At 39.4% G+C, this 24,848-nt stretch carries 29 protein-coding genes and 1 pseudogene; 17 read left to right on the forward strand and 13 right to left on the reverse strand.

Annotated elements, in window-relative coordinates:
• Positions 1 to 16: 16 nt before the first annotated feature.
• Complete coding sequence (locus tag MVE01_RS06885; RefSeq protein ID WP_472561440.1) at positions 17 to 973, forward strand: c-type cytochrome; 957 nt, start codon at positions 17 to 19, stop codon at positions 971 to 973.
• 15 nt (positions 974 to 988) lie between these two features.
• Positions 989 to 2,335 (forward strand): hypothetical protein, encoded by a 1,347-nt coding sequence (locus MVE01_RS06890; RefSeq protein WP_472561441.1) that lies wholly within the window; start codon positions 989 to 991, stop codon positions 2,333 to 2,335.
• Positions 2,336 to 2,374: 39 nt separating this feature from the next.
• On the opposite strand, the gene MVE01_RS06895 is transcribed toward MVE01_RS06890, so the two are convergent.
• The 6 genes from MVE01_RS06895 to MVE01_RS06920 are packed head-to-tail and all read right to left on the reverse strand — an operon-like array spanning position 2,375 to position 6,700.
• On the reverse strand, positions 2,375 to 3,058 hold the full coding sequence (locus MVE01_RS06895) for a rhodanese-like domain-containing protein (protein ID WP_472561442.1): 684 nt from the start codon (positions 3,056 to 3,058) through the stop codon (positions 2,375 to 2,377).
• A gap of 10 nt (positions 3,059 to 3,068) precedes the next feature.
• Complete coding sequence (locus MVE01_RS06900; RefSeq protein ID WP_472561443.1) at positions 3,069 to 4,088, reverse strand: sensor histidine kinase; 1,020 nt, start codon at positions 4,086 to 4,088, stop codon at positions 3,069 to 3,071.
• On the reverse strand, positions 4,088 to 4,849 hold the full coding sequence (locus MVE01_RS06905) for a thioredoxin family protein (protein ID WP_472561444.1): 762 nt from the start codon (positions 4,847 to 4,849) through the stop codon (positions 4,088 to 4,090). Before MVE01_RS06905 ends, MVE01_RS06900 begins: the two co-directional genes overlap by 1 nt.
• A 9-nt stretch (positions 4,850 to 4,858) precedes the next feature.
• Positions 4,859 to 5,959 carry a succinyl-diaminopimelate desuccinylase gene (gene dapE / locus MVE01_RS06910; RefSeq protein ID WP_472561445.1) on the reverse strand — a complete coding sequence of 367 codons (1,101 nt, stop codon included), beginning with the start codon at positions 5,957 to 5,959 and terminating at the stop codon, positions 4,859 to 4,861.
• 2 nt (positions 5,960 to 5,961) lie between these two features.
• Positions 5,962 to 6,306, reverse strand: coding sequence for a rhodanese-like domain-containing protein (locus MVE01_RS06915; protein ID WP_472561446.1), 345 nt, complete (start codon positions 6,304 to 6,306; stop codon positions 5,962 to 5,964).
• Between the two features lie 43 nt (positions 6,307 to 6,349).
• Positions 6,350 to 6,700, reverse strand: a complete 351-nt coding sequence (locus MVE01_RS06920; protein ID WP_472561447.1) for a ferredoxin-thioredoxin reductase catalytic domain-containing protein — start codon at positions 6,698 to 6,700, stop codon at positions 6,350 to 6,352.
• A 115-nt stretch (positions 6,701 to 6,815) separates the two neighbouring features.
• Between MVE01_RS06920 and gatC the strand changes: the two genes are divergently transcribed.
• The 15 genes and pseudogenes from gatC to MVE01_RS06995 all read left to right on the forward strand — a co-directional run bounded on the left by gatC (position 6,816) and on the right by MVE01_RS06995 (position 19,623).
• On the forward strand, positions 6,816 to 7,106 hold the full coding sequence (gene gatC / locus MVE01_RS06925; protein WP_472561448.1) for an Asp-tRNA(Asn)/Glu-tRNA(Gln) amidotransferase subunit GatC: 291 nt from the start codon (positions 6,816 to 6,818) through the stop codon (positions 7,104 to 7,106).
• Positions 7,107 to 7,114: 8 nt separating this feature from the next.
• The gene (locus MVE01_RS06930; RefSeq protein WP_472561449.1) at positions 7,115 to 7,468 is read left to right on the forward strand and encodes an arsenate reductase family protein; all 354 of its coding nucleotides are present in this window, start codon (positions 7,115 to 7,117) and stop codon (positions 7,466 to 7,468) included.
• 2 nt (positions 7,469 to 7,470) lie between these two features.
• Entirely contained in the window at positions 7,471 to 8,535 is a 1,065-nt protein-coding gene (locus MVE01_RS06935) for a type IV pilus twitching motility protein PilT (RefSeq protein ID WP_472561450.1), read from the forward strand.
• An 88-nt stretch (positions 8,536 to 8,623) separates the two neighbouring features.
• Positions 8,624 to 9,262 (forward strand): CvpA family protein, encoded by a 639-nt coding sequence (locus tag MVE01_RS06940; RefSeq protein WP_472561451.1) that lies wholly within the window; start codon positions 8,624 to 8,626, stop codon positions 9,260 to 9,262.
• 9 nt (positions 9,263 to 9,271) lie between these two features.
• On the forward strand, positions 9,272 to 9,718 hold the full coding sequence (locus tag MVE01_RS06945; protein WP_472561452.1) for a Fur family transcriptional regulator: 447 nt from the start codon (positions 9,272 to 9,274) through the stop codon (positions 9,716 to 9,718).
• A gap of 25 nt (positions 9,719 to 9,743) precedes the next feature.
• A complete protein-coding gene (gene lysS, locus MVE01_RS06950; RefSeq protein WP_472561453.1) occupies positions 9,744 to 11,393 on the forward strand; it encodes a lysine--tRNA ligase in 1,650 nt (549 codons plus the stop codon).
• A gap of 113 nt (positions 11,394 to 11,506) precedes the next feature.
• Positions 11,507 to 12,757: a serine hydroxymethyltransferase gene (locus MVE01_RS06955; protein WP_472561454.1), complete on the forward strand. Its 1,251-nt coding sequence runs from the start codon at positions 11,507 to 11,509 to the stop codon at positions 12,755 to 12,757.
• A gap of 29 nt (positions 12,758 to 12,786) precedes the next feature.
• Positions 12,787 to 12,948 (forward strand): annotated as a pseudogene (locus MVE01_RS06960) (DUF1882 domain-containing protein); the annotation flags it as partial.
• A 75-nt stretch (positions 12,949 to 13,023) separates the two neighbouring features.
• On the forward strand, positions 13,024 to 13,272 hold the full coding sequence (locus tag MVE01_RS06965; RefSeq protein ID WP_472561455.1) for a hypothetical protein: 249 nt from the start codon (positions 13,024 to 13,026) through the stop codon (positions 13,270 to 13,272).
• Between the two features lie 75 nt (positions 13,273 to 13,347).
• Entirely contained in the window at positions 13,348 to 14,172 is an 825-nt protein-coding gene (locus MVE01_RS06970; protein WP_472561456.1) for an SPOR domain-containing protein, read from the forward strand.
• Positions 14,173 to 14,179: 7 nt separating this feature from the next.
• A complete protein-coding gene (locus MVE01_RS06975) occupies positions 14,180 to 15,586 on the forward strand; it encodes an anthranilate synthase component I family protein (protein WP_472561457.1) in 1,407 nt (468 codons plus the stop codon).
• A gap of 3 nt (positions 15,587 to 15,589) precedes the next feature.
• Positions 15,590 to 16,387: a shikimate dehydrogenase gene (locus MVE01_RS06980; RefSeq protein ID WP_472561458.1), complete on the forward strand. Its 798-nt coding sequence runs from the start codon at positions 15,590 to 15,592 to the stop codon at positions 16,385 to 16,387.
• Entirely contained in the window at positions 16,384 to 17,718 is a 1,335-nt protein-coding gene (locus MVE01_RS06985; RefSeq protein ID WP_472561459.1) for a multiheme c-type cytochrome, read from the forward strand. The genes MVE01_RS06980 and MVE01_RS06985 overlap by 4 nt, the downstream gene beginning before the upstream one ends.
• 62 nt (positions 17,719 to 17,780) lie before the next feature.
• Positions 17,781 to 18,434 (forward strand): response regulator transcription factor, encoded by a 654-nt coding sequence (locus tag MVE01_RS06990; protein ID WP_472561460.1) that lies wholly within the window; start codon positions 17,781 to 17,783, stop codon positions 18,432 to 18,434.
• Complete coding sequence (locus MVE01_RS06995; RefSeq protein WP_472561461.1) at positions 18,427 to 19,623, forward strand: ArsS family sensor histidine kinase; 1,197 nt, start codon at positions 18,427 to 18,429, stop codon at positions 19,621 to 19,623. Before MVE01_RS06990 ends, MVE01_RS06995 begins: the two co-directional genes overlap by 8 nt.
• A gap of 6 nt (positions 19,624 to 19,629) precedes the next feature.
• On the opposite strand, the gene MVE01_RS07000 is transcribed toward MVE01_RS06995, so the two are convergent.
• The 7 genes from MVE01_RS07000 to MVE01_RS07030 form a co-directional block, all read right to left on the reverse strand.
• On the reverse strand, positions 19,630 to 20,976 hold the full coding sequence (locus MVE01_RS07000) for a class II 3-deoxy-7-phosphoheptulonate synthase (protein ID WP_472561462.1): 1,347 nt from the start codon (positions 20,974 to 20,976) through the stop codon (positions 19,630 to 19,632).
• 213 nt (positions 20,977 to 21,189) lie between these two features.
• The gene (cmoA, locus tag MVE01_RS07005) at positions 21,190 to 21,897 is read right to left on the reverse strand and encodes a carboxy-S-adenosyl-L-methionine synthase CmoA (RefSeq protein WP_472561463.1); all 708 of its coding nucleotides are present in this window, start codon (positions 21,895 to 21,897) and stop codon (positions 21,190 to 21,192) included.
• Positions 21,887 to 22,699, reverse strand: a complete 813-nt coding sequence (locus tag MVE01_RS07010) for a bifunctional riboflavin kinase/FAD synthetase (RefSeq protein ID WP_472561464.1) — start codon at positions 22,697 to 22,699, stop codon at positions 21,887 to 21,889. The genes cmoA and MVE01_RS07010 overlap by 11 nt, the downstream gene beginning before the upstream one ends.
• 111 nt (positions 22,700 to 22,810) lie before the next feature.
• Positions 22,811 to 23,524 carry a 23S rRNA (cytidine-2'-O)-methyltransferase TlyA gene (tlyA, locus tag MVE01_RS07015; RefSeq protein ID WP_472561465.1) on the reverse strand — a complete coding sequence of 238 codons (714 nt, stop codon included), beginning with the start codon at positions 23,522 to 23,524 and terminating at the stop codon, positions 22,811 to 22,813.
• Positions 23,524 to 23,826, reverse strand: coding sequence for a CcdB family protein (locus MVE01_RS07020; RefSeq protein ID WP_472561466.1), 303 nt, complete (start codon positions 23,824 to 23,826; stop codon positions 23,524 to 23,526). The genes tlyA and MVE01_RS07020 overlap by 1 nt, the downstream gene beginning before the upstream one ends.
• The gene (locus tag MVE01_RS07025; protein WP_472561467.1) at positions 23,826 to 24,071 is read right to left on the reverse strand and encodes a type II toxin-antitoxin system CcdA family antitoxin; all 246 of its coding nucleotides are present in this window, start codon (positions 24,069 to 24,071) and stop codon (positions 23,826 to 23,828) included. Before MVE01_RS07025 ends, MVE01_RS07020 begins: the two co-directional genes overlap by 1 nt.
• A 31-nt stretch (positions 24,072 to 24,102) precedes the next feature.
• On the reverse strand, positions 24,103 to 24,848 hold a 746-nt coding region (locus tag MVE01_RS07030; protein WP_472561468.1), incomplete at its 5' end, for a BRCT domain-containing protein.

A 24,848-nucleotide genomic window follows, 5' to 3' on the forward strand; every position in this document is an offset into this window, starting at 1 on the left:
TTTGAAGGAGAATAAAATGAAAACAAATCTAACAAAACTTTCACTGAGTGCAATCGTACTTTTAGTTATGGGGACAAATGCAATGGCTCAGACACCGACGGCAGCACCTAAAACGTATCCTGCCGGTGAAGTCGGCAAGATGGTAAAGCTTGGTGAAGATATTTTAATGCATACCGATACGCATCCGCTTACAAAAGATATGGTAGGTGATAATTTAAAATGTATCAGTTGTCACCTGCGCGGTGCAGATGGAAAACCTGGTACTGCACCGGGGATCGCTACATTCATAGGAACAGCGACAGCTTTCCCTGCCTATTCAAAAAGAGAAAAATCAGTACAAACACTGCAGGACAGGATCAACAACTGTTTTATGAGAAGTATGAATGGTAAGCGTCCTATCATTGATACAAAGGCCTCTGTTGCTATGGCTGCCTATGTAACATGGCTTTCAGAAGGTATGTCTATGAAAATGAATCCAAAAATGCCTTGCAGTCCGTTAAATTCAGAACGATGGATGCATGGTGCTAAGCATTTTGCAAAAATCCAGAAAAAAGCAACCCATGCAAACTATATAAATGGTAAAAAGCTTTACGAGGCAAAATGTGCATCGTGTCACGGGGAAAATGGTGCCGGCATGGGAACATTCCCTCCGCTTTGGGGTAAAAATGGCAAAGGGGAGTGGCTGGCGTACAATACGGGTGCAGGTATGAGCAAACTTAATAAAGGTGCGGCATGGGTTCAGTCAAATATGCCGCTTGGTCAGGGTGGAACACTCAAAGATCAGGAAGCGGCAGATATTATGCTGTATGTTGATGCGCAGCCACATGCTGATTTCAACTTGCAAAAAAGACTCTATCCCTCAAGCAAAATGGGTTACTACAACTCTAAAGTGTTGAAAGAGACACACTCTGTACGCAGTAATTTCAAACAGTTTGGTCTAGATGTAGATGCAATTCGCGGAGATAAAAAATAAAATAAGGAAAAAAGAATGAAATCAATACATAAAAATAAAATCGTTCTATCATTGTTAGCTGTGTCTGCCCTTTCTATGAGCTTACATGCTGCAGATTGGCTCTCTATCGCGGGAACGCAACCTTCATTTATTAAAAAAGATGGTAAAAAGATAGAAAACCATAATAATAAGCCGCATTTATGGGGTTTTATTCAGACAGGGTATCAAAACAACTATGGAGATATTTTTATCCCGGGGGCAGGTCCAAAATCAGGCTTGAATTTAACACCATTTTCTATGTTACCTCCCAATTTAAATTCTCAATCAGGATTTGAAGTCAACCGTGCACGTCTAGCTGTACGTGGGATGATCGATAAAGAGAATACATTTGATTATTTCTTTATGACAGAGTTTGGAGAAGATGGTATCACCAAACCAGCAGGACATGCATCTAACAACTACCTTACCGATGCATCTATTACCTATAGAGGTATTCCCTATTTTAATATCAGACTGGGACAGTTCAAATATCCAGGAAGTGAAGAAGGATTAAGAGCTGTATTCGCTTCTACTTACAGAAATTTTTCTACAGCAGAATCACAGCTTTTACTAGAGCGTTTTTTACCTAACAATGCAAAAGAGATCAAACCAGGTCTTTTTCAGGCAGCTCCAGAAGAATCTGTAGGTGCCTATCGAGATAGAGGTATAGAACTTTTTCATACTTTCAAAATAGCAAATAAAACCATGTTGACATGGGCAGGAATGATAGGTAGTGGTACGGGAATGAGTTCCTCCAATGCTTCAGGTACCCCAACCTATTATGGGTACCTCGCTGCTGAGTATCTTTTTGGAAAAGGAAAAGGCTATTACACACAATCACTCAAAGGGTTCGTATGGTACCAAAATGGGAAAAGACAACTCAACAATAAAGACTATACAAGAGAGCGTTATGGCGTTGGCTTTAACTATTTTCGTAATGGTTTACGTGTAGGTGCAGAGTATATCAAAGCCAAAGGAATGATATATAATGGTGCAAAAGATGTAGATCATGATCCCTATAGTGTAAACTGGGAATACCAGATTGCAGCAGATAAAAACAATGAAGCAGATGGAGGATATGTGAATCTGCAATATTTCTTTATACCTAAAAAGTGGGAAGCGATGGTACGATATGATTATTTGAATCGTCTCACTAATTCCACAACAGGTGAGAGAAAATTTAAAACAACTACCCTTGGACTCTCTTATCATTTCAAAGGTCCTACAAGAATAGACGTAAACTATGCCTTTAGGGATGCAGATGCTCCGGGCAATGCCAAAGCACAAAAAGTGTTGGATCATACAGGAAACCTTTTAAGTATTCAGGCAACCTATAAGTTTTAATATGAGATAAACGCTTATATTGGCGTTTATCTAAAAATATCAATTTCCTGTTACCGTGGTCAGGCTAACATTCAGCCATGCCTGAAGACCTCCTCTATACCATTTCAATTTCTTATGTGGGTAACCCATTGACACCAAGGCATCAATCATTTTTGTAGACTGAAGACACCATGTAGCATTACAAAAAAGCAGCAGTATCTTTGCATGAGAGAAATCATACTTTCCCTTTGCTATTTTTTGAATATTTAAAAGTTTTAAAGTATGTACAAATTCTTTAGGATATTTTTTAGGATTATCTAGATAAAAAAATGGGATATTTACCGCTGTAGGGATTGTACGGGCATGGTACCAGTTCGGCTTTCTGGTATCGATAAGCATCATTGTGGTGTCCTCCTGTGCCTCTTCAATAAAATCCAATACTTCTACTTCTCCAAATGTTTCAATACCTTCATATGTATGCATAGGGGAGATCATTCCTGCAGTTGTAATAAATGTTTTTTTACAAAAAGAGGGAACACTTTTTTTAGGAAAATCCTGACTCCAAAAAGTCTCACCATTAAACGCAACATCTCTACAGCGAGAATCCATTTCTCTTGAAATAACCATTGGTTTACCTTTATAGGTTACCTCTACATCATCACTATGAAGTATGGTTGTATTCTTATCTGCTGCACTTAAATATAATACTGTGCTTAATAATAGTATGATTGTTTTTTTAACCATCATTTATCCTTTATAATTTAAACGAAAAAGTAGATCCCTCATCTACTTTACTTTTTATTTCAAGTTTACTTTTGTGCAAAGAGAGGATCGTTTTAACGATGGAGAGCCCCAGTCCCATGGAGTTGTCCCAGTTGTGTGTCCCTGAACGGTAAAACTTCTTAGTGACTTTGTCAATGTCTTTGCTACTGATACCTACCCCTTTGTCTGTGACAGAGACAGTTCCATCCTCTATGCGTACCATCACCTCTTCTTTGGAATATTTCAGTGCATTCTCCAGAAGGTTCTTAAGTACCACCTCCATCAGTGTTCGATCTGCTTCTACTGTCATTGATTGCCCTTGCAGCGCTATCTCTCTTGTCTTGTACTTCTCTTGAAGCGAGCGTATGACCTCCTGAACAAGGGTATAGATATCAAAAGAGCTTTTATGGAGTGTAGCTTCTCCGCTTTCAAATTTGTTCCATAAAATAAGACGACTCAGAAGCGATTCGATCTTGTTTCCATTGTTATATATCTTCTCCAAAAACTTCTCTCTAAGCTCAGCAGGTATCTGGGGATCTTCATGCAATGTTTGAGAATAGCCCATAATGGAGGCAATAGGATTACGGAATTCATGAGCAATGGCCGAAAGCATATCTGCACGTTGGCGGTTTTTAAGTTTGAGTTTTGCATTATATCGCTGTTTGATATCTTCTCTTTTTTTCGCACCTTTAAGTACCTTCATAAGATTCTGGTTGACATCTTCGAACTCTTTGGTAAAAAAACGTGTCTCGTAGTCTATTTTATCTATCTTTTCCAAATTTTTCAAATAGGTATTGATGGTCATAAGCTCTTTTTGCATACGCTTTGCTCCCCGGTAAATAGCAAAAATAAAAACAGTGAATGCTAGAGCCAACAAACCGATGGCAATGAGTGCCACCTTTGTATCTTTAATAAAAAGAACAAAAAAGATACTAAAGATCAGAAAGACCATTGCCGCAACAGTTACCAGCCTTGCCATGACATACTCTCTGAAATGAGGTCGTCTGAACACTATTTATACTCCTGGGAAAGCTCGTTAAGATAGCCCAAAAAATGGTCAGTATCGTAATATCCTGCAAGTGCATCAAGTGCTTTCTTTTGTGTGTCAAACAGATGAAAACTCGGAATAGGACCTCTCAGTCCTTCAAGTGCTTCCATATCTTCCTGGTCTATCCTGTCTATTTTAAGCAGGACATACGCATTGAGCTTTTCTTTGACAGCTTCATTTGAAAGGGCATCTGCTTTCATCTTCTTACACCATCTGCATGCTTCATCTTCCACCAGTACCATCACTTTTTTATGTGCATTTTTTGCCTCTGCAAAGGCTTCATCTATGTCATCAAACCATTGCAGTGTCAGTGGTTCACTCTTTTTTTTCAGAGGTACTTTTTTCTCTACATCATCAATATAACTCAGGAAATCTTCTACATTAAAGTACCCTACAACACTCTCAATTACTTTTTTCTCGGCAGTCATAAAAAAAATCGTCGGTACACCGTTTACCATAGGCAGATCCTGCATATTGTCCGCCTCTTCACGCATGATCTTTACTGCAATATAAGGCTCAAGTCTCTTACTGACATTTTCATCTGCCAAAGTCCGGTGCTTCATTTTCTTACACCACCTGCAATGTTTACCTTCAACCATAAGCATGACCACTTTGTTCTCTTTCTTTGCCAGATCAAATGCACCAGTAAGGTCTTTTTGCCATGCAATATCGGCAAAAAGCTGTGTACTTACAAACAACAAAAGAATAGTGAATAGTTTTTTCATATAAACTCCTTATACATTGAAGTGTGTTATGGTATCTTTAAAGACACGGCGGAGTTCTTCTACCTCTTTAATGGACGTACATTCATTAGGTGCATGGATCGTATCATTGATCACACCAAATTCTATCACATCTATGCCGTAAGCGGCAATAAAACGTGCATCACTTGTACCCCCTGCAGTAGAGTGTTTAGGGGTTATCCCACATATTTTTTGAATACTTTTGTCTATCGCATACACGACAGGACTGTTTGCATCGGTCATAAACGGTTTAGCTGATTGACTCAGAGTCAGATCATAGTCCATTCCGTTAAAATAGCGGTGCACAAAATGTTTCACATCTTCAAGGGAGGTCTTGGTGGAATTTCTTACATTGAACATCATTTTAAGTTTTCCCGGGGTCACATTGGTCACTTCCATGCCTGCACGGATATCTGTAATGACAAACTGGCTTGGAGCAAAATAGGCATCACCTTCATCCAGATCAACACCTGCCATTGAAGACAACACCTGTGAGACTTTGTGAATAGGATTCTTCGCCTTTTCCGGGTATGCTGCATGCCCCTGCTTTCCGTGTTTTTCTATCATACCATTGATCGAACCTCTGCGTCCTACTTTAATAGCATCTCCAAAGACCTTTTCACATGTTGGTTCGGCAACAATACAGCTCTCAGGCAAAAGATCGATCTTCTTAAGATGCTCCAGCATGATCTGTGTACCGTAAGTTGCATCGCCTTCTTCATCAGAAGTAAGGAGTATGGAGAGTCTTCCTTCAAAATGATCTGTATCTTTGACTGCCTGTACAAAAGCTGCTACACCGCTTTTCATATCCTGGGTGCCACGTGCATAGATCTTTCCCTCTTTGATCACAGGAACAAAAGGATCGGTCTGCCATCCATCACCGGCTGGTACGACATCGACATGCCCCGCAAAACAGAGATGGGAACCTTCAGAGAATTTTTTGGTTAAAAAAAGATTCTTCACCCCCTCCTTATTTACATATATTGCTTCAAATTCATCAAGATATGCCTCAATAAATTTTAAGGATCCTGCATCATCCGGAGTAACTGATTCAAAACTTAAGAGTTTTAAAAAGAGATCAATGACATTCATTGTTATCTTTCGATTTCACCACGGTAAGAGACAATACCGCCGGCATGATTGATGGCTCTACTGTGTCCGTTGCTTTTAAATACATGTTGTACCTGGGCGCTTCTTGCCCCTGTACGACAGGTAAAAACAATGGTCTTGTCTTTGGCTTCATCAAACAGTATCTGTGCCCAGTTTTGAAAAGTAGAAGTGGGTCTAAGCATATCAATGCCTTTGACATGTCCGGCATCATACTCCATCTGTTCTCTTACATCTACCAAGAGAAAGTCTACTTTCCCTTCTTCTCTTGCTTTCAAAAGCACTTCCAACTCTTCTGACTGAATATTGTCTTTTGCCAATAATTCTTGCATTTTTTCCCTTTTGACGTAAAAATTGTCGCGTATTATACCTAATTTATTTTATACTGTTTTCTGCAACATACTCTGGTGTACAGAAAATACCGCAATGGCATTTTCCTTCATTGGGTACCTCCTCTTCTATTGCCGGTTTGCAGGGACAAACCCTGTTATCTACACTTTTAAATTTTCCCGGTTTGTTCTCATCAGGCTCTACCATGAAGCAGGGACAAAAACGTTTTCCGTACAGCGCTTTGTTTCTTGCCAATCCTAAAGTAACCCCTTCATTGACATCTTCCATAGGATGATACTCCCAACCAAACTGTTTACATACTTTATCTGTAAAGATCTTCGTTTTTTCCAATTCTTCCAAAAACTCAGGAGAACTCATATCTATCTGTGGCATCATTGCTATATCCTTGTAAACTTTTTATATGTAGTTATATCTTAAACCAAATTAATATATAATAATAGCATTATATATTAAATCTCTATAAACAATTTTTTAGGGGATAAGGGACAGCATGCAAATTGACAACACACTTTTAGAAAAACTTGAAAAACTCTCTCATCTTCGTATTGCAGATTCAAAAAAAGAAGAAGTAATGGGACAGCTCACAGAAATACTGGGTTATATAGACAACCTTAATGAACTTGACACAGAAAATCTGGATGCTGCATTCTCAACACTTGAAGGGGGAACACCCTTAAGAGAGGATATACCTCGTGAACCAAATGATATTGCAAAAGATATTCTCTCTCATGCACCTCAGAGCCAGGATGATTTCTTCATCGTACCGGCGATCATTGAATAAACATTACCATGTTAAAAATTTACGGGATCAAAAATTGTGACAGCGTACGAAAAGCGATCAAGTACCTTAAAACACACAACATACCTTATACATTTATAGATTTTAGAGAAACACCTGTAGGTCAGGAAACTGTCAGAAAGTGGCTTATGCATACAGATATAAAAACTCTTTTTAATACCAGAGGTACAATGTATAGAACATTGAAACTCAAAGAACTGGATCTCAATGATACAGAAAAAGAGGCATGGCTGGCAAAAGAGAATATGCTGATCAAACGACCTGTTATTACATTTGATAATAGTATATTAGTTGGATATAATGAATCCCAATACCTTGAAAAACTACCAAAACACAAAGGATAAAAATGGCCGCTTTCGATATTAAAAAACTTCTACAAAGTGTCGTAACACACGGTGCTTCAGACCTTCACCTTGTAAGTCGTACAGAACCGCAGATCAGACTTGACGGGGCATTGAAACCTGTAAACCTTCCTAAACTTACAGGAGAAGATATTGAAGAGATGGCTTATTCTCTGATCACAGAGAAGCAGAAGCAACAGTTTGAAGAGAATGATGAGCTTGATTTTGCACTCCTTCTTCCGGGGATAGGACGTTTTAGGGCGAACTACTATCGCACCCTGGGAGACACTGCAGCGGCATTCAGAACGATTCCCATTGAAGTACCTTCTCTTGATGATCTGGGTGCACCTGAAGTTTTCAAAAAACTGATCAAAAGAGAAAAAGGACTCATCCTGGTAACAGGACCTACGGGTTCAGGTAAATCAACCACACTTGCAGCACTCTTGAATGAGATCAATCTGCATGAACAAAAACATATTGTAACTGTTGAAGACCCTGTGGAATTCATCCACCAGAATAAAAAAGCGGTCTTCTCACACAGAGGTGTCGGTGAAGATACCAAAAGCTTTGCTACAGCACTGAAGTATGCCATGCGTCAAGACCCCGACATCATCCTGATCGGGGAGATGAGGGACAAGGAGACCATAGAAGCCGCACTGACCGCTGCCGAAACGGGTCACCTGGTCTTTGGTACCCTGCACACCTCTTCGGCACCGGGAACCATCAACCGTATCATTGATGTATTTACCGGAGATGAACAACCACAGATCAGAGCAATGATCTCTACTTCACTGGTTGCTGTGATCGCACAGGCACTTTTACCAAAACTCGGGGGAGGTCGTGTCGCTGCACATGAGATCCTGCTTACCAACCATGCGATCTCCAACCTTATCCGTGAAGACAAAGTCCATCAGATCTATTCACAGATGCAGCTGGGACAAGGAGATACAGGTATGCAGACACAGACACAGGCACTGATGAAATTTCTGAATGACGGAAAGATCTCTCGAGATGCAGCCTTACAGTATGCCAATAAACCGGATGAAATGTCCAAAGCTTTGGGGCGATAGTCAAAGATCCTAAAAGATTTTAGATACAATACGCAAAATAAATGAAAAGACTGATGGGGAAACATTAAAATATATGGAGAATTTTTCAATGATTGATTTTAACTACTTTGACATTACTATTGGAGCGATCATACTTATTTTGGGGATCAAAGGTTTTATGAACGGATTCATTAAAGAAGTATTTGGGCTTATAGGTCTGGTAGGCGGTGTATACTTCGCTTCACGTCTTGCAGGAGATGCAGCGACGTTCATTGACAGTAATTTTCTACATTTGGAAAATACTGCCCTGCTTAAACTTTTGGGATTTCTTACTATCCTTATCATTATATGGTTGAGTGCAACTATTTTGGGTTCTATCTTTTCCAAACTTACAAGTGCAAGCGGGTTAGGTTTTCTTAACCGACTTTTTGGTTTTATCGCAGGAGGAGGAAAATATTTTCTTATTTTTGCGCTGATCGTTACTGCACTATCCAATGTTACTCTGGTAAAAGACAACTTAGGGAAATATGTGAAGGACTCTATACTTTATCCTTATCTCAAGGCTGCCGGCTCAAGCATTATCAATATTGATCCGGCAACACTGGGCTTAAAAAAATCAAATACAACAGAAGTACTCAAAGAAGTTGCTAATCTTAATGAGAAAAATAGTACAGTAGCCATTAAAACAGAAAATAATACAACTGTAGAAAAAAATCTTGATCGTAATAAAAGTGTATCAGGTCACTAAAGGTTAATCATGCTCACCTACCCTCTTCTTTTAGAAAAGTTCAAAACTCTGCTGAAAGAGAACAACCTCAAATTCACGAAACAAAGAGAACTTATTTTAAAGTTCCTTTATGACAATGATGACCATTTTACCCCTGAAGATATTTATATACTTCTTAAAAAGGAGTACCCCGATATTAACATCGGTATTGCTACAGTCTACCGTACATTAACCCTTCTTGAAGAGTCAGGGATCGCAAGCTCCATCTCTTTTGGTGCACAGGGGAAAAAGTATGAACTTGGACTCAAAAAACATCATGATCATCTTATCTGCACCAAATGTGGAGAGATCATAGAATTTTTTGACGAAACAATAGAAAGAAGACAAGAACAAATTGCCCAAAAATTTAATTTCCAAATGCATGACCATACAATGAAGATCGTAGGATTATGCGAAAAATGCCAACAGATAGACTAAACTACATTACACCATAGGAGAAACCTTGATATTTGAAAATCAATATATTCAAGAACGTATTAAAAAAACTGAGACACTAAGAGAAAAAGGGATCAACCCTTACCCTAACCAAGTCAAAAAGGGTACACCTTCAAAGACATTTTTAAATGAATGTGCCTATGTGCATAACATCGATACAGATGAGATGAAAAAAGATGAAACCAAAAGCTTCCGACTTACAGGACGTCTTAAATTTATCCGTATCATGGGAAAAGCAGCTTTTGCCAAGATAGAAGATGAAGAGGGATTGGTTCAAATATACTTTAACCGTGATGATCTTCCCGAAGGATACTACAACGATATCGTTAAAAAACTCTTTGAAGTAGGAGACATCATAGAGGTTAAAGGATACCCTTTTGTGACTGGAACAGGAGAACTTACGCTGCATTGCCTGGAAGTGAATCTTGTGGCTAAAGCGATCTCTCCACTACCTGAAAAATTTCACGGTATCCAGGATCAAGAGATCAAATACCGTCAGCGTTATCTGGATATGATCATGGATGCCGAAGTTAAAAACCGTTTTAAACTCCGTTCGAAGATCGTCTCTGCTATTAGAAGATTCTTTGAAGATAAAGGTTTTCTGGAAGTAGAAACACCTATGATGCACCCTATTCCCGGTGGTGCCAATGCAAAACCGTTCATTACCCATCACAATGCACTGGGTGTTGACCGCTACCTTCGTATCGCCCCTGAGCTTTACCTCAAACGTCTTATTGTAGGGGGTATGGATGCAGTTTTTGAGATCAACCGAAACTTTAGAAACGAAGGGATAGATGCGACACACAACCCTGAGTTTACCTCTATTGAGTTCTACTGGGCATACAAAACCTACCGTGAACTTATGGAAGTGACTGAAGAACTGTTTGACTATCTCTTTGACAACTTGGGATTAGAGAGAACACTTCCTTACGGTGATATGGAAATAAACTTTGCCACGCCATTTGCCAAAGTCTCATGGGTAGACTCCATCGTAAACATCGGCGGTGTGCCAAGAGAGATCGTCACTGACAGAGATGCGGGACTTGCCTATTTAAAAGAGCGTGATTTAAAGGTAGATGAAAACTGGACACTGGGCTATGTACAGGCAGAACTCTTTGATGAGTTTGTAGAGTGTAAACTTATTAACCCGACTTTTATCACTGACTACCCTGTTGACATCTCTCCACTTGCAAGAAGAAGTGATACGAATCCGGAAGTAACTGAAAGATTTGAACTTTTCATGGCAGGCAAAGAGATTGCCAATGGTTTCTCAGAGCTGAATGACCCACTGGATCAATATGAAAGATTTAAGGGACAGGTCGATGCAAAAGAAGCCACAGGTGATGACGAAGCGATGCACATGGATACAGACTTCGTTAGAGCACTTAGCTACGGTATGACACCCACAGCAGGTGAGGGAATAGGTATCGACCGTCTAGTGATGATGCTGACCAACCAGCACACCATACGTGATGTACTCCTCTTCCCTGCCATGAGACCAGAAGCCGTGCAGGAAGTAGTGAAGATAGATACCACAAATGTATGTAAAAAATGTGGGCATGATATAATGGAAGAACTTAAACCTGCGAAAAAAGGCAAAGGCTACTTCTGTCTTGATGTAGCTGCATGTAAAGGGCGTGTTTCTGAAAGAACATAAATATTGGTTGGCGTTAGCCAACCTTATTTAAAGAAACAGATTTAATTTAACCCTATCAAGGTAGTATTAAATTAAATTTGATATAAATTCAACATTAAACCAAAAGGAACCCTATGTCATATGCAATAGAAACATTTGATCCAGAGATTTTTCAAGCTATTGAAAATGAAAGAGAGAGACAAACTGACCATTTAGAGATGATCGCATCCGAGAACTTCACTATCCCTGCTGTGATGGAAGCAATGGGATCTGTATTTACAAACAAATATGCAGAAGGTTACCCGTATAAAAGATATTACGGCGGATGTGAGTATGCGGATGTTGTGGAGCAACTTGCCATAGACAGAGCATGTGAACTTTTTGACTGCAACTATGCCAATGTACAGCCACACTCAGGTTCTCAGGCAAACGGTGCCGTATATGCAGCACTCATTAAAGCAGGTGACAAAATTCTGGGTATGGATCTTTCTCATGGAGGACACCTCACGCATGGTTCAAAACCAAGTTTTTCAGGAAAGAACTATCACAGTTTTACGTATGGGGTAGAACTTGACGGACGCATTAACTATGACAGAGTAATGGATATTGCAAAGATCACACAACCTGATATCATCGTCTGTGGTGCTTCTGCGTATGCAAGAGAGATAGACTTTAAAAAGTTTAGAGAGATCGCTGATGAAGTAGGTGCAATCCTCTTTGCAGATATCGCGCACATCGCCGGACTTGTCTGTGCAGGTGAGCATCCTAGCCCATTCCCTTATGCTGATGTCGTAACCACTACAACTCACAAGACACTTGCAGGACCTCGTGGCGGAATGATCATGACCAATGATGAGGACATTGCCAAGAAGATAAACTCCGCCATCTTCCCTGGGCTTCAGGGTGGTCCGCTTGTACATGTGATTGCTGCCAAAGCTGTCGGATTCAAGCACAATCTCTCTGATGAGTGGAAAGTCTATGCAAAACAAGTTAAGAAAAATGCTGCTGTACTTGCAGATGTCTTGATGAAACGTGGTTATGATGTGGTAAGTAGCGGTACAGATAACCACCTTGTACTTGTAAGCTTCCTAGACAAGGACTTCTCCGGAAAAGATGCAGATGCAGCACTTGGAGCTGCCGGTATCACAGTGAACAAAAATACAGTACCGGGTGAGACAAGAAGCCCATTTGTGACATCCGGTGTACGCATCGGTTCTCCTGCACTTACAAGCCGTGGTATGAAAGAAGCAGAGTTTGAGATCATCGCAAATAAAATTGCTGATGTACTTGACAATGTTAATGATGCCAACCTGCATGCAAAGATTAAGGAAGAAATGAAAGCATTGGCTCAGAACTTCGTGATCTACGACAAGCCCATTTATTAAAGAAAGGGCAAATCATAAAAGTTTTTGATCTGGAGCTTTTTGACAGCCACTACTACATTAAACGCAGTACGATCGTTGAGCAGATACAGTTTGACAATCGTACCTTCTATGCAAAATTTGAGCGCATAGACGAACCTCTTACACCTCTTCTGCTGAAACAACATCTCAACAGACAATACACGATAGCAGTTCCATTACTTAAAGAGGGTCGCACAAACTACCTTGTACTTGAATATAAAGGGGAAGAGTATCAGAGGTTCTACCACTTGGTCAAACATCTTTTCCATACATTGGGGATCGATCGTTATCATATTTATCAGGGAAAAGACGAAGAGAAGATACAGGTATTCATTGAAGTGGATCATCTGACTCTCGAAGTTGCAGACAACAGACTTTTGGAAATCTCCAATGCGCTGAAACAAAAATTGACAAAGAAGTGGAAATGTCTGCCCTCCTCTTCATTACCGGAATCCTATAATATAGTCACACTGCCCTATAAAATATTATCATTCTAAAGAGAATCCCTAAAGTTTTAATATAAATAAATATGATATAATCAATTCAAAATAAAATTTGGAGATTTTCCCTTTATGAATGATCACAATCTAGATGACCTCATTATCGATAATATAGCACCAAAAAATGGTAAAGCAAAAAATATTTTAACGATCATTGCACTTTTGATCGTTGTATTGATCGTAGCCATTATTCTTACAAAGATCATACTCAAAGATCCCAATGCTGAGCAACTTGCTCTGGAAAAAGATAATTCTACCGAAATGATAAGTCCGGAACTCACACTGCAGAATGCAACAGAAACAAAAAAAGCACAGAAGAAAACAACACTTTCAACAATCATAGAGGATGAACCTAAAGCACCAGTACCAGCTCCAAAAGAGGTAAAAGAAAAGACACCAAAAATAGAAACACCCATAAAAAAAGAAGTAACCGTCAAAAAAACAAAACTTCCTGAAGAGTCCGTAGCAATAACAAAAGAGTTTGCCCAGGTACCCACTGAACAGGAAATCAAACCAACAGTTAAAAAACCGATCAAAGAAGAGACACCAAAAATAGAAGAATCTAAAAAAGAGCCGCTTCAAACAGCAAAACCTGCACCAATCAAGATCATAGAGAAAGCCAAAGAGCATCCAACAGGCAGACCTGTAAATGTTCCTAAAAAGATACATGTGGCACAAGGTTACTTTATACAGGTTGGATCATTTACGCAAACACCAAGTTCACGTTTTTTAAGCATTATTAAAAACAGCGGATTCAATTATACTATCACACCAGCTGCAAAAAATGGAACCAAAAAACTACTTATTGGTCCATATGATAATAGAAAAGCTGTAGATACAGCTCTTGTTAGAGTAAGAGACCGTATTAATAAGCAAGCATTTGTCATTAAAAAGTAACTATAACATGCATAAAACAGTTCTATTTGACCAACTTACTCCTGTTGCACTTTACGGGAAGATCAAAACACTCTTTCCAAATGAGGTTACTATGCTTTTTGAAAGTGTGGTGAACACAAGTGACGGAAATTTCTCTTTTATTACGGTAGGGGCACAGGAGCGGCTCAGTTATAAAGACAAAACAACAACATATACCGATATAACGGGAAACAGTAAAATATTAGAAGAAGACCCCTTCAGTTTTTTAAAAAGCTACTATACTTCTGTGGATCAGGCAGCCTACAAAGCAAAAGTACAAGAAGTAGGATTCTCTTTTGTTGACGGTTTCATAGGTTTTATTGCTTATGACATGGTCAAAGTATTTGAACCGGTACTCGAAGAGAGTATGGATCACTTGGATGACCCGTTAAATACTCCTGACCTTGATCTTGTACGCCCAAAGATCATCATAGCCTATTCCCACAAAAGTGCCAAACTTACCCTTATTCTCAATGATGATTCGATGAAAGAAGGGCTTAACGCAATTGAAGATATTTTACAAAATACCTGTACACCAATGTCTCTTAAAGCAGTAAAATTAGATGGGAAAGGTAATTTTAGTATAAATGAAGAACGTTTTAAAGAGATGGTGGAGGAATCAAAAGAAAACATACGTTCCGGTGATATTTTCCAGATACTGCTCTCTAACCGATATACACAAAAAGGAGAAATAGATCCTCTGAGTTTTTACAGGGTACTACGATCTAAAAATCCTTCTCCCTACCTCTTCCTGCTTGATTATGAAGATTTCTCTATCTGTGGTTCCAGCCCGGAAGTAATGGTAAGACTGACCGAAGATGAGATACTGCTTCGTCCTATTGCCGGTACACGTAAACGTGGAAAAAATATAAAACGGGATAAAGAGCTTGAACATGAAATGCTAAATGATCCTAAAGAATGTGCAGAGCATCTTATGCTTATCGATCTTGGGCGTAACGATGTGGGACGTGTAGCACAGACCGGTACGGTAAAAGTAACCGATATGATGCGTGTAGAAAAGTACTCTCATGTCATGCACATGGTCTCCGATGTGGAGGCACAGCTTATGGAAGACAAAGATATGTTCGATCTCTTTGCTGCTACATTTACCGCAGGTACCATGACAGGTGCTCCCAAAATAGAAGCCATGAAACTCATCGCCCAGTATGAAGGGCTTAAGCGTGGTTTTTATTCTGGAAGTGTTGGCTACTTCTCATTTGACGGTAATATGGACTCAGCCATTGCCATTAGAACATCTCTCATTAAACCTGATTCTATTACCTTGCAGGCAGGGGCAGGCATTGTTGCTGACTCTGTTCCGGAACTTGAGTATCTGGAAGTTAAAAATAAGTTAGGTGCCCTGCTCTCTACACTTAAAGAGATGGAGGAGCTTTAAAAGATGGCAAAAGAACTCTTTGCTATCTTTGGAAATCCTGTCTCTCACTCCAAATCTCCTCTTATGCACAACTTAGCCTTTCAAGGTCTTAGCTATGATGCCTGTTATACACGCTACCTTTTAGAAAATGGCTCTACACTTAAGGAGACTTTTTCTAACCTGAAACTTAAAGGGGTTAATGTAACAGTACCGCATAAAGAAGCAGCATTTAACGCTTGTGATTTTCTTGATCCTTTTGCTCAAAAAATAGGTGTGGTCAATACGATCATAGAAAAAGAAGGAAAACTCTACGGCTACAATACCGATGCTCCAGGATTCCTTAAAGCTATTTCTGAGTTCAAAGAGATTAAAACTGTACTTTTTCTTGGAGCTGGGGGGACAGCACAAGCTACTTCTGTCATTTTAAAAGATGAGGGATATGAAGTCACCCTTCTTAACCGCAGTGAAGAAAGGCTGAAAAAATACAAAGTTGATAACTTTAAGACATACACTTTTGAGACTTTTGAACCACAAACCTATGACCTTGTTATCAATATGACTTCAGCCGGTCTTGAAGATGATTCTCTACCTGCTCCAAAAGAGATACTTGATACCGTTATACCTCAGGCAAAAGCCTGCATGGATGTCATTTACGGAAAAGAAACAGCTTTTTTAAAACTGGCAAAAAGCCACAATAAACCAACTAAAGACGGAAGCGATATGCTGCTCTATCAGGGGATCATAGCATTTGAATATTTTACACAATCTAGTTATACTTTTGAAAGTATCAAATCTTATATGCAAAAGGCTTTTATTTTATGAAACGTATTTTTACACTTCTTTTACCATTACTGATTATTGCCGCTGCAATCATCTGGCTTAATCTTCCAAAGATCACTCCCTACTACAAACAACTTACCAAACCTCATGTCGGGATGAATATTGACCTTCAGCCCGTTGAGCAAAAAGAGGCACATTTTATAGGGTCAACCAAATGTAAAGAGTGCCACAAAGAGAAATATCATGACTGGAAAGCCTCTATGCACTCTAAAATGATACAGGACATTACCAAGGATCCTAAAGTAGTTGTTGCCAATTTCTCAAGACTTCCTGAAGATGCTGACTTCACACTCAAAGATGCTGTCTACACTATAGGAAGTAAATTTAAACAACGCTATATGATCCCTGCAACCATTAATGGCAAAAAAGACTATAGGCTTGGAAATTACCAGTGGAATACTCAAACAGGAAAATGGCAGCATTTCAAACCCTACAAATACTGGTATCACAATTCCTATCCGCATGACAACCACCAGTTTCCTACTTCTAATACTTGTGACGGATGTCACTTTACAGGTTATATGGCAACAGGAAAACGGGTTGAACCCGCCATTGCCTGTGAAAACTGTCACGGTCCCGGAAGCAAACATGCAGAAGATCCGAACAACCCTGTCTATAAAGCCAGTATAGCAGACCCCTTGCGTACCAATGAAGTCTGTCTGCAATGCCATATGCGTAACCGTGACAAACGTATAGAGACAGAACATGCAACAGCCAAAGATTTGTGGCTGAAAGCCAAAGATTATCCAAGCGGGTATGTCCCGGGAAAAGCACTTATTAACTACAAACTTCCTGCTCCATTTACTCTAGGCAAAGAGACTAAAGAGTTCTGGGCAAACGGTGCTGCAAAAAAGAACAGAACCCAGGGAAATGAGTATGTCCATGATACCATGTACAAACATGGGATCACTTGTATCAACTGTCACGATCCACATAAACTGACCAATACAGCCAAAAAACCGCAAGGCAATGCTGCCTGCATGAAATGTCACTCTTTTGGCTCGATTATTGGACCACATCAAAGTTCATTGGAACAACATACCCACCATAAAGCAGCTTCAAAAGGCTCACTCTGTATTGAGTGTCATATGCCTAAAACCGGTAAACACACAGGAAAATCACCACTGACAGTACGCTCACACCGTTTTGCCTTTACCTATCCGGCACAGACCAAAGCGTATGGTATGCCACCTGAGACCAATGCCTGTTTTGCCTGCCATAATGACAAAACACTGGATAGTTTACAAAAAAGCTTAAAAGAATGGGGAAATCTTGAGTGGGAGAAACTTGAAATGCACCCTGAAGTCAAATAGCTATTTGACTTCAATTAACCTTTAAAAACTAAAATAGTGTAATATAAAAAAGGAGGAAGCCTATGGTCAATATTCTTATGATCGAAGATGATCCTGAATTTGCGGAACTTTTAACAGAATATCTTGAACAATTCGATATAAAAATCACCAATTTTGAAGATCCTTTTTTAGGGTTGAGTGCCGGTGTCAAAAAGTATGACCTGATGATACTTGATCTTACTCTTCCCGGCATGGACGGACTTGAAGTCTGTGAAGAGGTGGTACGTAAATATAATATGCCTGTCATCATCTCTTCTGCACGAAGTGATATTAATGACAAGGTAGCAAGTTTTGAACTTGGAGCCTACGACTATCTGCCAAAACCTTATGACCCTAAAGAAATGTATGCAAGGATCATGGCTATCTTAAATCGGGTAAAAAAAGGTGAAGGGAAACAGAATGCTTTACCCAAAAGTGATTTTGAGATCAAAGGTGATACGATCTATTTTAAAGGAGAGGCTCTCTCTCTGACACCTGCAGAGTTTGAAGTACTCTCCTTGCTTGTCAAACATCAGGGTATGACCCAGTCACGTGAACAGATCATCAATACTTCCGGAACTATGAGTATTGACTCTCAAGGTAAAAGTCTAGATGTTATTATCTCAAAAATCCGTTCAAAACTTGGAGATAATAAGCGTATACAGGCTGTACGTGGCGTAGGATATAAGCTTGTTTAACGGCTTTAGGTCACTCAAGAGTAAAATACGGCTGATCTTTTCACTTACACTTTTACTTCTTGCCATTTTATTCATTGGCTCTATCAAATATGACCGTGCCAAATATGAAGAAGGGAATGCCATCCATGAACGTTTGGTTGCACATTATCTCTACAATTACTATCTTATTTACGGAAAGATCGATGAAGCCTATCTGGAATCTCAAAACTTTTCACTCATTAAAGACAAAGCTAAAATTGTCAATATTGAACACTATTTTAAAAAGAAAGAAAAATACAAAAAGTATGCGGTTGATACCTATAAACTTCAACGTGTCATACTTATTAACAATGACCGATTCAAACTTTTTTTACAAAATAAAAACAAACTCAGATACCCGCTAAAACGTATTTTTGTTTTTACTATTGTTTTTTTACTGATCATACTACTCTACTTTTGGGTCATACGCAGTCTCAAACCTCTTTCAGAACTTAAAAATAAAATCAAAACATTTTCACAGGGTAACCTCAATATCCGATGTTCAAGCAATAAACAGGACGAAATTGCAGAAGTAGCCAATGAATTTGACCATGCAGTAACCATGATCCGTGAACTCTTGCAGTCTCGCCAGCTTTTCTTACGTGCGATCATGCATGAGCTCAAAACACCCATTGCAAAAGGGCGTTTGGTGAGTGAAATGCTGCCTGATGAAAAGAACAAAGCCAGAATGCACAGTATTTTTGAGAGACTAAACCTTCTTATTGATGAGTTCGCAAAGATCGAAAAGATTACCTCAAAGAATTTTGAACTACATGTCAAAACCTATAAAATGAGTGATCTTGTTGAAGCTAGTATTGATCTGTTGATGATTGAAGCGCCGCAACGTCATATTACCATGCATGTTGATGAGGACTACAGTGTCAATGTAGATTTTGAACTCTTTACACTGGTACTTAAAAATCTTTTTGATAACGGCATTAAATACAGTACCGATAAACATATTACTGTGATCATTGATGACCATACATTGCAGATCATCAACAAAGCCAAGGCACTAAAAGAACCTTTGGAAAATTACTTTAAGCCGTTTCACACTACAAAAAAAGGATTGGGATTAGGTCTTTACATTGTAAAAAGTATTTTGGATATTCATAAAATGGCGTTGCACTACCGTCATGAAGAGGGGAAAAATATCTTCACGGTAGTCTAGAGGAAACTATTCGCTGTCTTTAATCGTATCAGAAAGCATAAATGCAAGTTCCAGCGCCTGAGAAGCATTAAGTCTCGGATCACACTGTGTATGGTAGCGGCTGGCAAGTCCTTCGTCTGTAATGGCACAGGAGGTACTTCCCGTACACTCAGTCACATCATTACCTGTCATCTCCAGATGGATACCTGCAGCAACAGTTCCCATCTCTTTATGGATAGCAAAAAACTGTTCTACTTCTGAAAGAATGTTATCAAAATTTCTTGTTTTGAAACCGGTTGAACTTTTCTCAACATTCCCATGCATCGGGTCTATGGTCCAAACTACATTCTTACCCGCATCTCTTACTTTTTTCAAAAGCGGCGGGTAGTATTCAGAGATCTTTTGAGCACCCATACGAACGATCAGATTTAATCGGCCCTCTTCATTCTCCGGATTCAGTGCATCAATGAGTTCTATAAGCTCATCTTTTTGCATACTTGGGCCAACTTTACATCCAATAGGATTTTTTATCCCTCTGAAGTATTCTATATGTGCTTCATTAAGATCTCTTGTCCTATCACCGATCCAAAGCATATGTGCAGAACAGTCATACCACTCACCGGTTTCTGTATCCTGTCTTGTCAGCGATTCTTCATAATTCAGCAAAAGTGCTTCATGTGATGTATAGAGTGTTGTCTGATGAAGCTGCGGCATCGTATCACTCGTAAGCCCGCATGCCGCCATAAAATGCATCGCATGGTCTATCTTGCAGCTGAGCTCATTATAACGTTGTCCCAACGGGTTATCTTTGATAAAATCGAGGTTCCACTGATGTACCTTGTTAAGATCTGCCAAACCTCCACGAGAGAATGCACGCAGCAAGTTCAGTGTTGCCGCTGATTGGTTGTATGCTTTGATCATATTTTGTGGATCAGGTACTCTCGCTTCTTCCGTAAACTCTATGCCATTAATAATATCACCACGGTAACTTGGAAGTTTTACACCATCTATCTCTTCAAAGTCAGAAGATCTTGGCTTAGCGAACTGTCCTGCTATACGTCCTACTTTCACCACAGGTTTCCCTGTTGAATACATCAATACCATATTCATTTGCAACATGAGTTTAAAAAGATTTTTAATATTCTGTGCACTAAAATCAGAAAAACTTTCTGCACAGTCACCACCTTGAAGCAAGAAAGCCTCTCCGCGTCCGGCAGCTGCCAGTTTTTCTTTCAGTCTTCTGGCTTCTCCTGCAAAAATAAGCGGTGGGTACACACGCAAAGCATCTTCAACATTTTGAAGTGCTGCTTTGTCTTGATATGTTGGTTGTTGCTTTATGGGAAAATCTCTCCAACTGCCTGGTGTCCAACTCATTTTCTATCCTTCTGTCATGGATAAATAATTTACCCAAAAAATTAATGCAATGATTATATCTTAAAAAAGAACAATTTTAAATTTTTTTGGTAACTTTTTGGTAATTTTAAGAAAAAATATGCCTATTCACATGGTGAATAAGTTGTGAATAACTCATATTAAATAATGCAACTCGTGTTTTAGGGCATTGTTCATTTCTAGAGTAAAATACTCCTATTTTTTAGCAACAAATGTGACGAAATTTGCCCATTGAAAAACCGTCTCTATCTGTTTGAATCCTGCATCTTTACACATCTGTATATTTTCTTTTATGGTAAAGGGAATAAGAATATTCTCTAATGCTTCACGTTTCTGTGCGATCTCATATTCGCTGTAACCTTGCTCTTTTTTGTACTCATAGTAAATATCAATCATCTGTTTATCGAGTAATTTGTCTTCAAAAACAACCTTCTCTGAAAAGATGAACATCCCCTCCTTATGTAACCCATCATAAATCTTCTTTACCAGTTCCAATCGCTGCATAGGGCGTATAAACTGCAAAGTGTAGTTTGCTACAATGACATCCTCATCCTGATAGTTATACGTCAGCATATCCGCAAGTTCCAACTCAATACCGGCACCAAATGCCTGACATTTCTGTTCTGCTCTGTCCAACATGGCTTGGGAATTGTCCAAACCTTTCAGCTTCATAGGTACTTGCATCTTAGAGTGAAGGTCTAGGAGAAACTTGGCGGTAGAAGAACCCAAATCAAGTACTTTCATCCCCTCTTTTTGTTCTGCTAAAATAAGAGAGATCACCAACTTTCTCACCTCATCATAAAAAGGTACGGAACGAGAGAGCATATCGTCAAATACAGAAGCCACTGCTTCGTCAAATTCAAACTTTTTATTTATTTTCTCTGTGAATACTTTATCTTTCATCTAAAATTCTCCTTGCTTGATCTATATCTTCTGATATCTGTTGTTTCAGTTCATCCAATCCATCAAACTTTTTATTTTCTCGTAGATATGCAACAAATTCAAGCCAAACCTGCCCCTGCACCTCACCTACATTCTCATCCAATATATGTGTTTCTACCGCAAAGCTGCCATCGGTAGTGACACGGTGTCCTAAAAAACTCACAGAAGGTAACCATCTCCCATTTATGTTGCTACGTGTAGCATAAACCCCCTCCATCGGAAGCTGATAATCTTCTACATAAAGGTTAAGTGTAGCAACAAGTTCTTTTTTACCTAAGCCCTGCCCTTTTACCACCTCTCCGTCTATACGATATGCACGACCAAGCAGACAGTTCGCCATCTTGATGTTACCCTCTTCCAGATAGTTTTTGATGGTACGGGAGTGCACAGAGACCCCCTCGCAGCTCACCTCTTTGACAATGCATACTTCTCCATCAAATAGTTCATTAAGATGCTCTGCATCCCCTGCTTTTTCTTTACCAAAAGCAAAGTCATACCCCACGACGATCTTCTCCAACTTCGGAAAATCCTCTTTGAGTTTTGCGACAAACGCCTGTGGGGTCAAAGATCTGATCTTGTCAAAATGGTAAAAACAGCATATTTTTGAAGTATAGAGTGAACGCTTATAGCCAGGAGTAAGATAGCCACCGTTACGCTCAATAATCACAATAGCTTCTGCCTGTTCTATGAGCCGCTGATGGGCAATATGTATGCCGTCAAAAGAACCAATGGCGATGGATTTAATAGTATTCTTTAATTTCAATCATTTCTCCGTAGGGTGTTGTCCCCTGACAACACCTTCTTTATTTTTATTGCATTACCATTATCGGTGTTGTAAGGGTACAAGCATTAAAATACTGAGTCGTACAACACCCTACATTTTTTTAAAATGGTAAAGATATTCCTGATTGCCTTCTTTCCCTGTCACTTTTGACTCTGACTGATACACTTCATCCCAGTCAAGCCTCTTAGCCTCAGCCTCAAACTCTTCTTTACGTCTGGCAATGGCATCCAAGTCCTGCACTACACCCTTGCTGTCACGCTTGGTATCTTTGCCTACTTCAAACTGTGGTTTATAGAGTATGACAATATCACACCCTTTACCTGCCAATCTATCTATGTCATTAGTGATTTTTAAAATAGAGATAAACGATACATCACAGGTAATAAGATTAAAACGTTTTTCACTCTCAAACTCGCGGATGTCCGTACCTTCATGCAAAGAAAGTTTCTCATTTTGACGTAAAGAGATATGTAATTGTTCAGAACCCACATCTACACAGTCTAGTGTCGCTACATCATTTTCAAGTACTATTTGGGCAAAACCACCCGTACTTGAACCTATATCTAATGCCACTGCATCTTTCATATCTATGGGATGCTCCGTTAAAAAACTCTCAAGTTTACGTGCCGCACGGCTCACATAAAACTTCTCATTTTCCACATCCACTACAGAATTTTCATCTATCTTTGTTGAGGGCTTAGCCTTCTTGGCATCTACCATCACCTGCCCAGCCTTTATAGCCTCATGTGCACGGTTACGACTCTCGAAGTACCCCTCATCTACTAGGTATTTGTCTAGTCTCATTAAAATCCATTCACTAAAAAATCTAAAGCATCTACAATCTCTGTACGCTTATCTTCAAGGTTATCTATAGCCTCACCAAGCATCGTAGCAGGGATACCTGCTATATCCATTGTGGACATATAAAGTTCTTCTCCATCTATTTCAAAAATAAGATTGAGGTGTGCAATGGTATGGCTATCATTACACAAAGGTATAACAACTCGAAGTTTGGAGACAGTGTTTATCTCATGTGTCACATCTAAAAGATAAGGAAACACAGAAGCATTTTCTCGACTGTTTCTATACAAGTCAAACTGTGCCACTAAAACCTCCTAATACCATCAGAAAAACAACCATATTTTTCTATGCGTTCATTCTGTTTATCTATCGCCTCTTTATTCTCTTCAAGCCACCGTTGCTCTTCTCTCTTTCTAACTACCTCAGCCAAATAGGCTTCAAAGTTTTTAGAGATATTGATTTTGTAGGCTTTTGCCTTTTGGAGTAAATCAGAGTTAATCGTCACATTTGTTGCTTTTTTTATTGCATTCTCATTATATATAGCAGACATGTGCATCCTTTATGTGGGTATAGTATGTGCATTATAGCATATTTCTCATCTCATCTTCAGTCAAAGTTACTACCCCCAAACTCTCAGCCTTAGTCAGCTTACTTCCTGCATCTTTCCCATAAATCACATAATCCGTCTTCTTGGACACAGAGCCGCTCACCTTTGCCCCAAGCTTCTCTAGCATCTCTTTAATGACCCCACGGCTGACAGACATCGTACCTGTGAGTACCACAGTTTTGCCTTTAAAAGGATTGTCTTTGGCTTCTATCTTCTCTTCCACTGTTGGTTTGACCACCTCAAACAATTTTAAAACAAAATCATGGTTCACCCTCATGAATTCCAACAGAGAGTTTGCCATCTCTTCGCCTATGCCGTCTATGGCTACGACTTGTTCGAATGTCACATCTACCACACCCAAGCCAAACTCCAAAGCCAAGGATTTACTTGCTACTTCACCGATATGCTCTATGCCCATCGCATTGATAAGTCTGTGAAGCGGAGTACCTTTCGTATCTGCTATGGCTTGAAGCAGATTTTGGATACGCTTCTCTTTAAAGCCTTCCAAATGTTCCAGATCTTCTTTCTTCAGTGCATACAGATCCAGTACATCATGGATGAGTTTCTCCCTGACAAGCAGTTCAACTATCTTGGAGCCAAGCCCGTCTATGTTCATGCACCCTTTTTTGGCAAAATGGATGATGGAGTTGATCACTCTGTCGGGGCATTTGAGGTTTTGGCATTTGATGAGTGCTCCCTCATCGAGCAGTTCACTGCCGC

The sequence above is a fragment of the Sulfurovum sp. genome, assembly GCA_026990595.1.
Lineage (GTDB): Bacteria > Campylobacterota > Campylobacteria > Campylobacterales > Sulfurovaceae > Sulfurovum.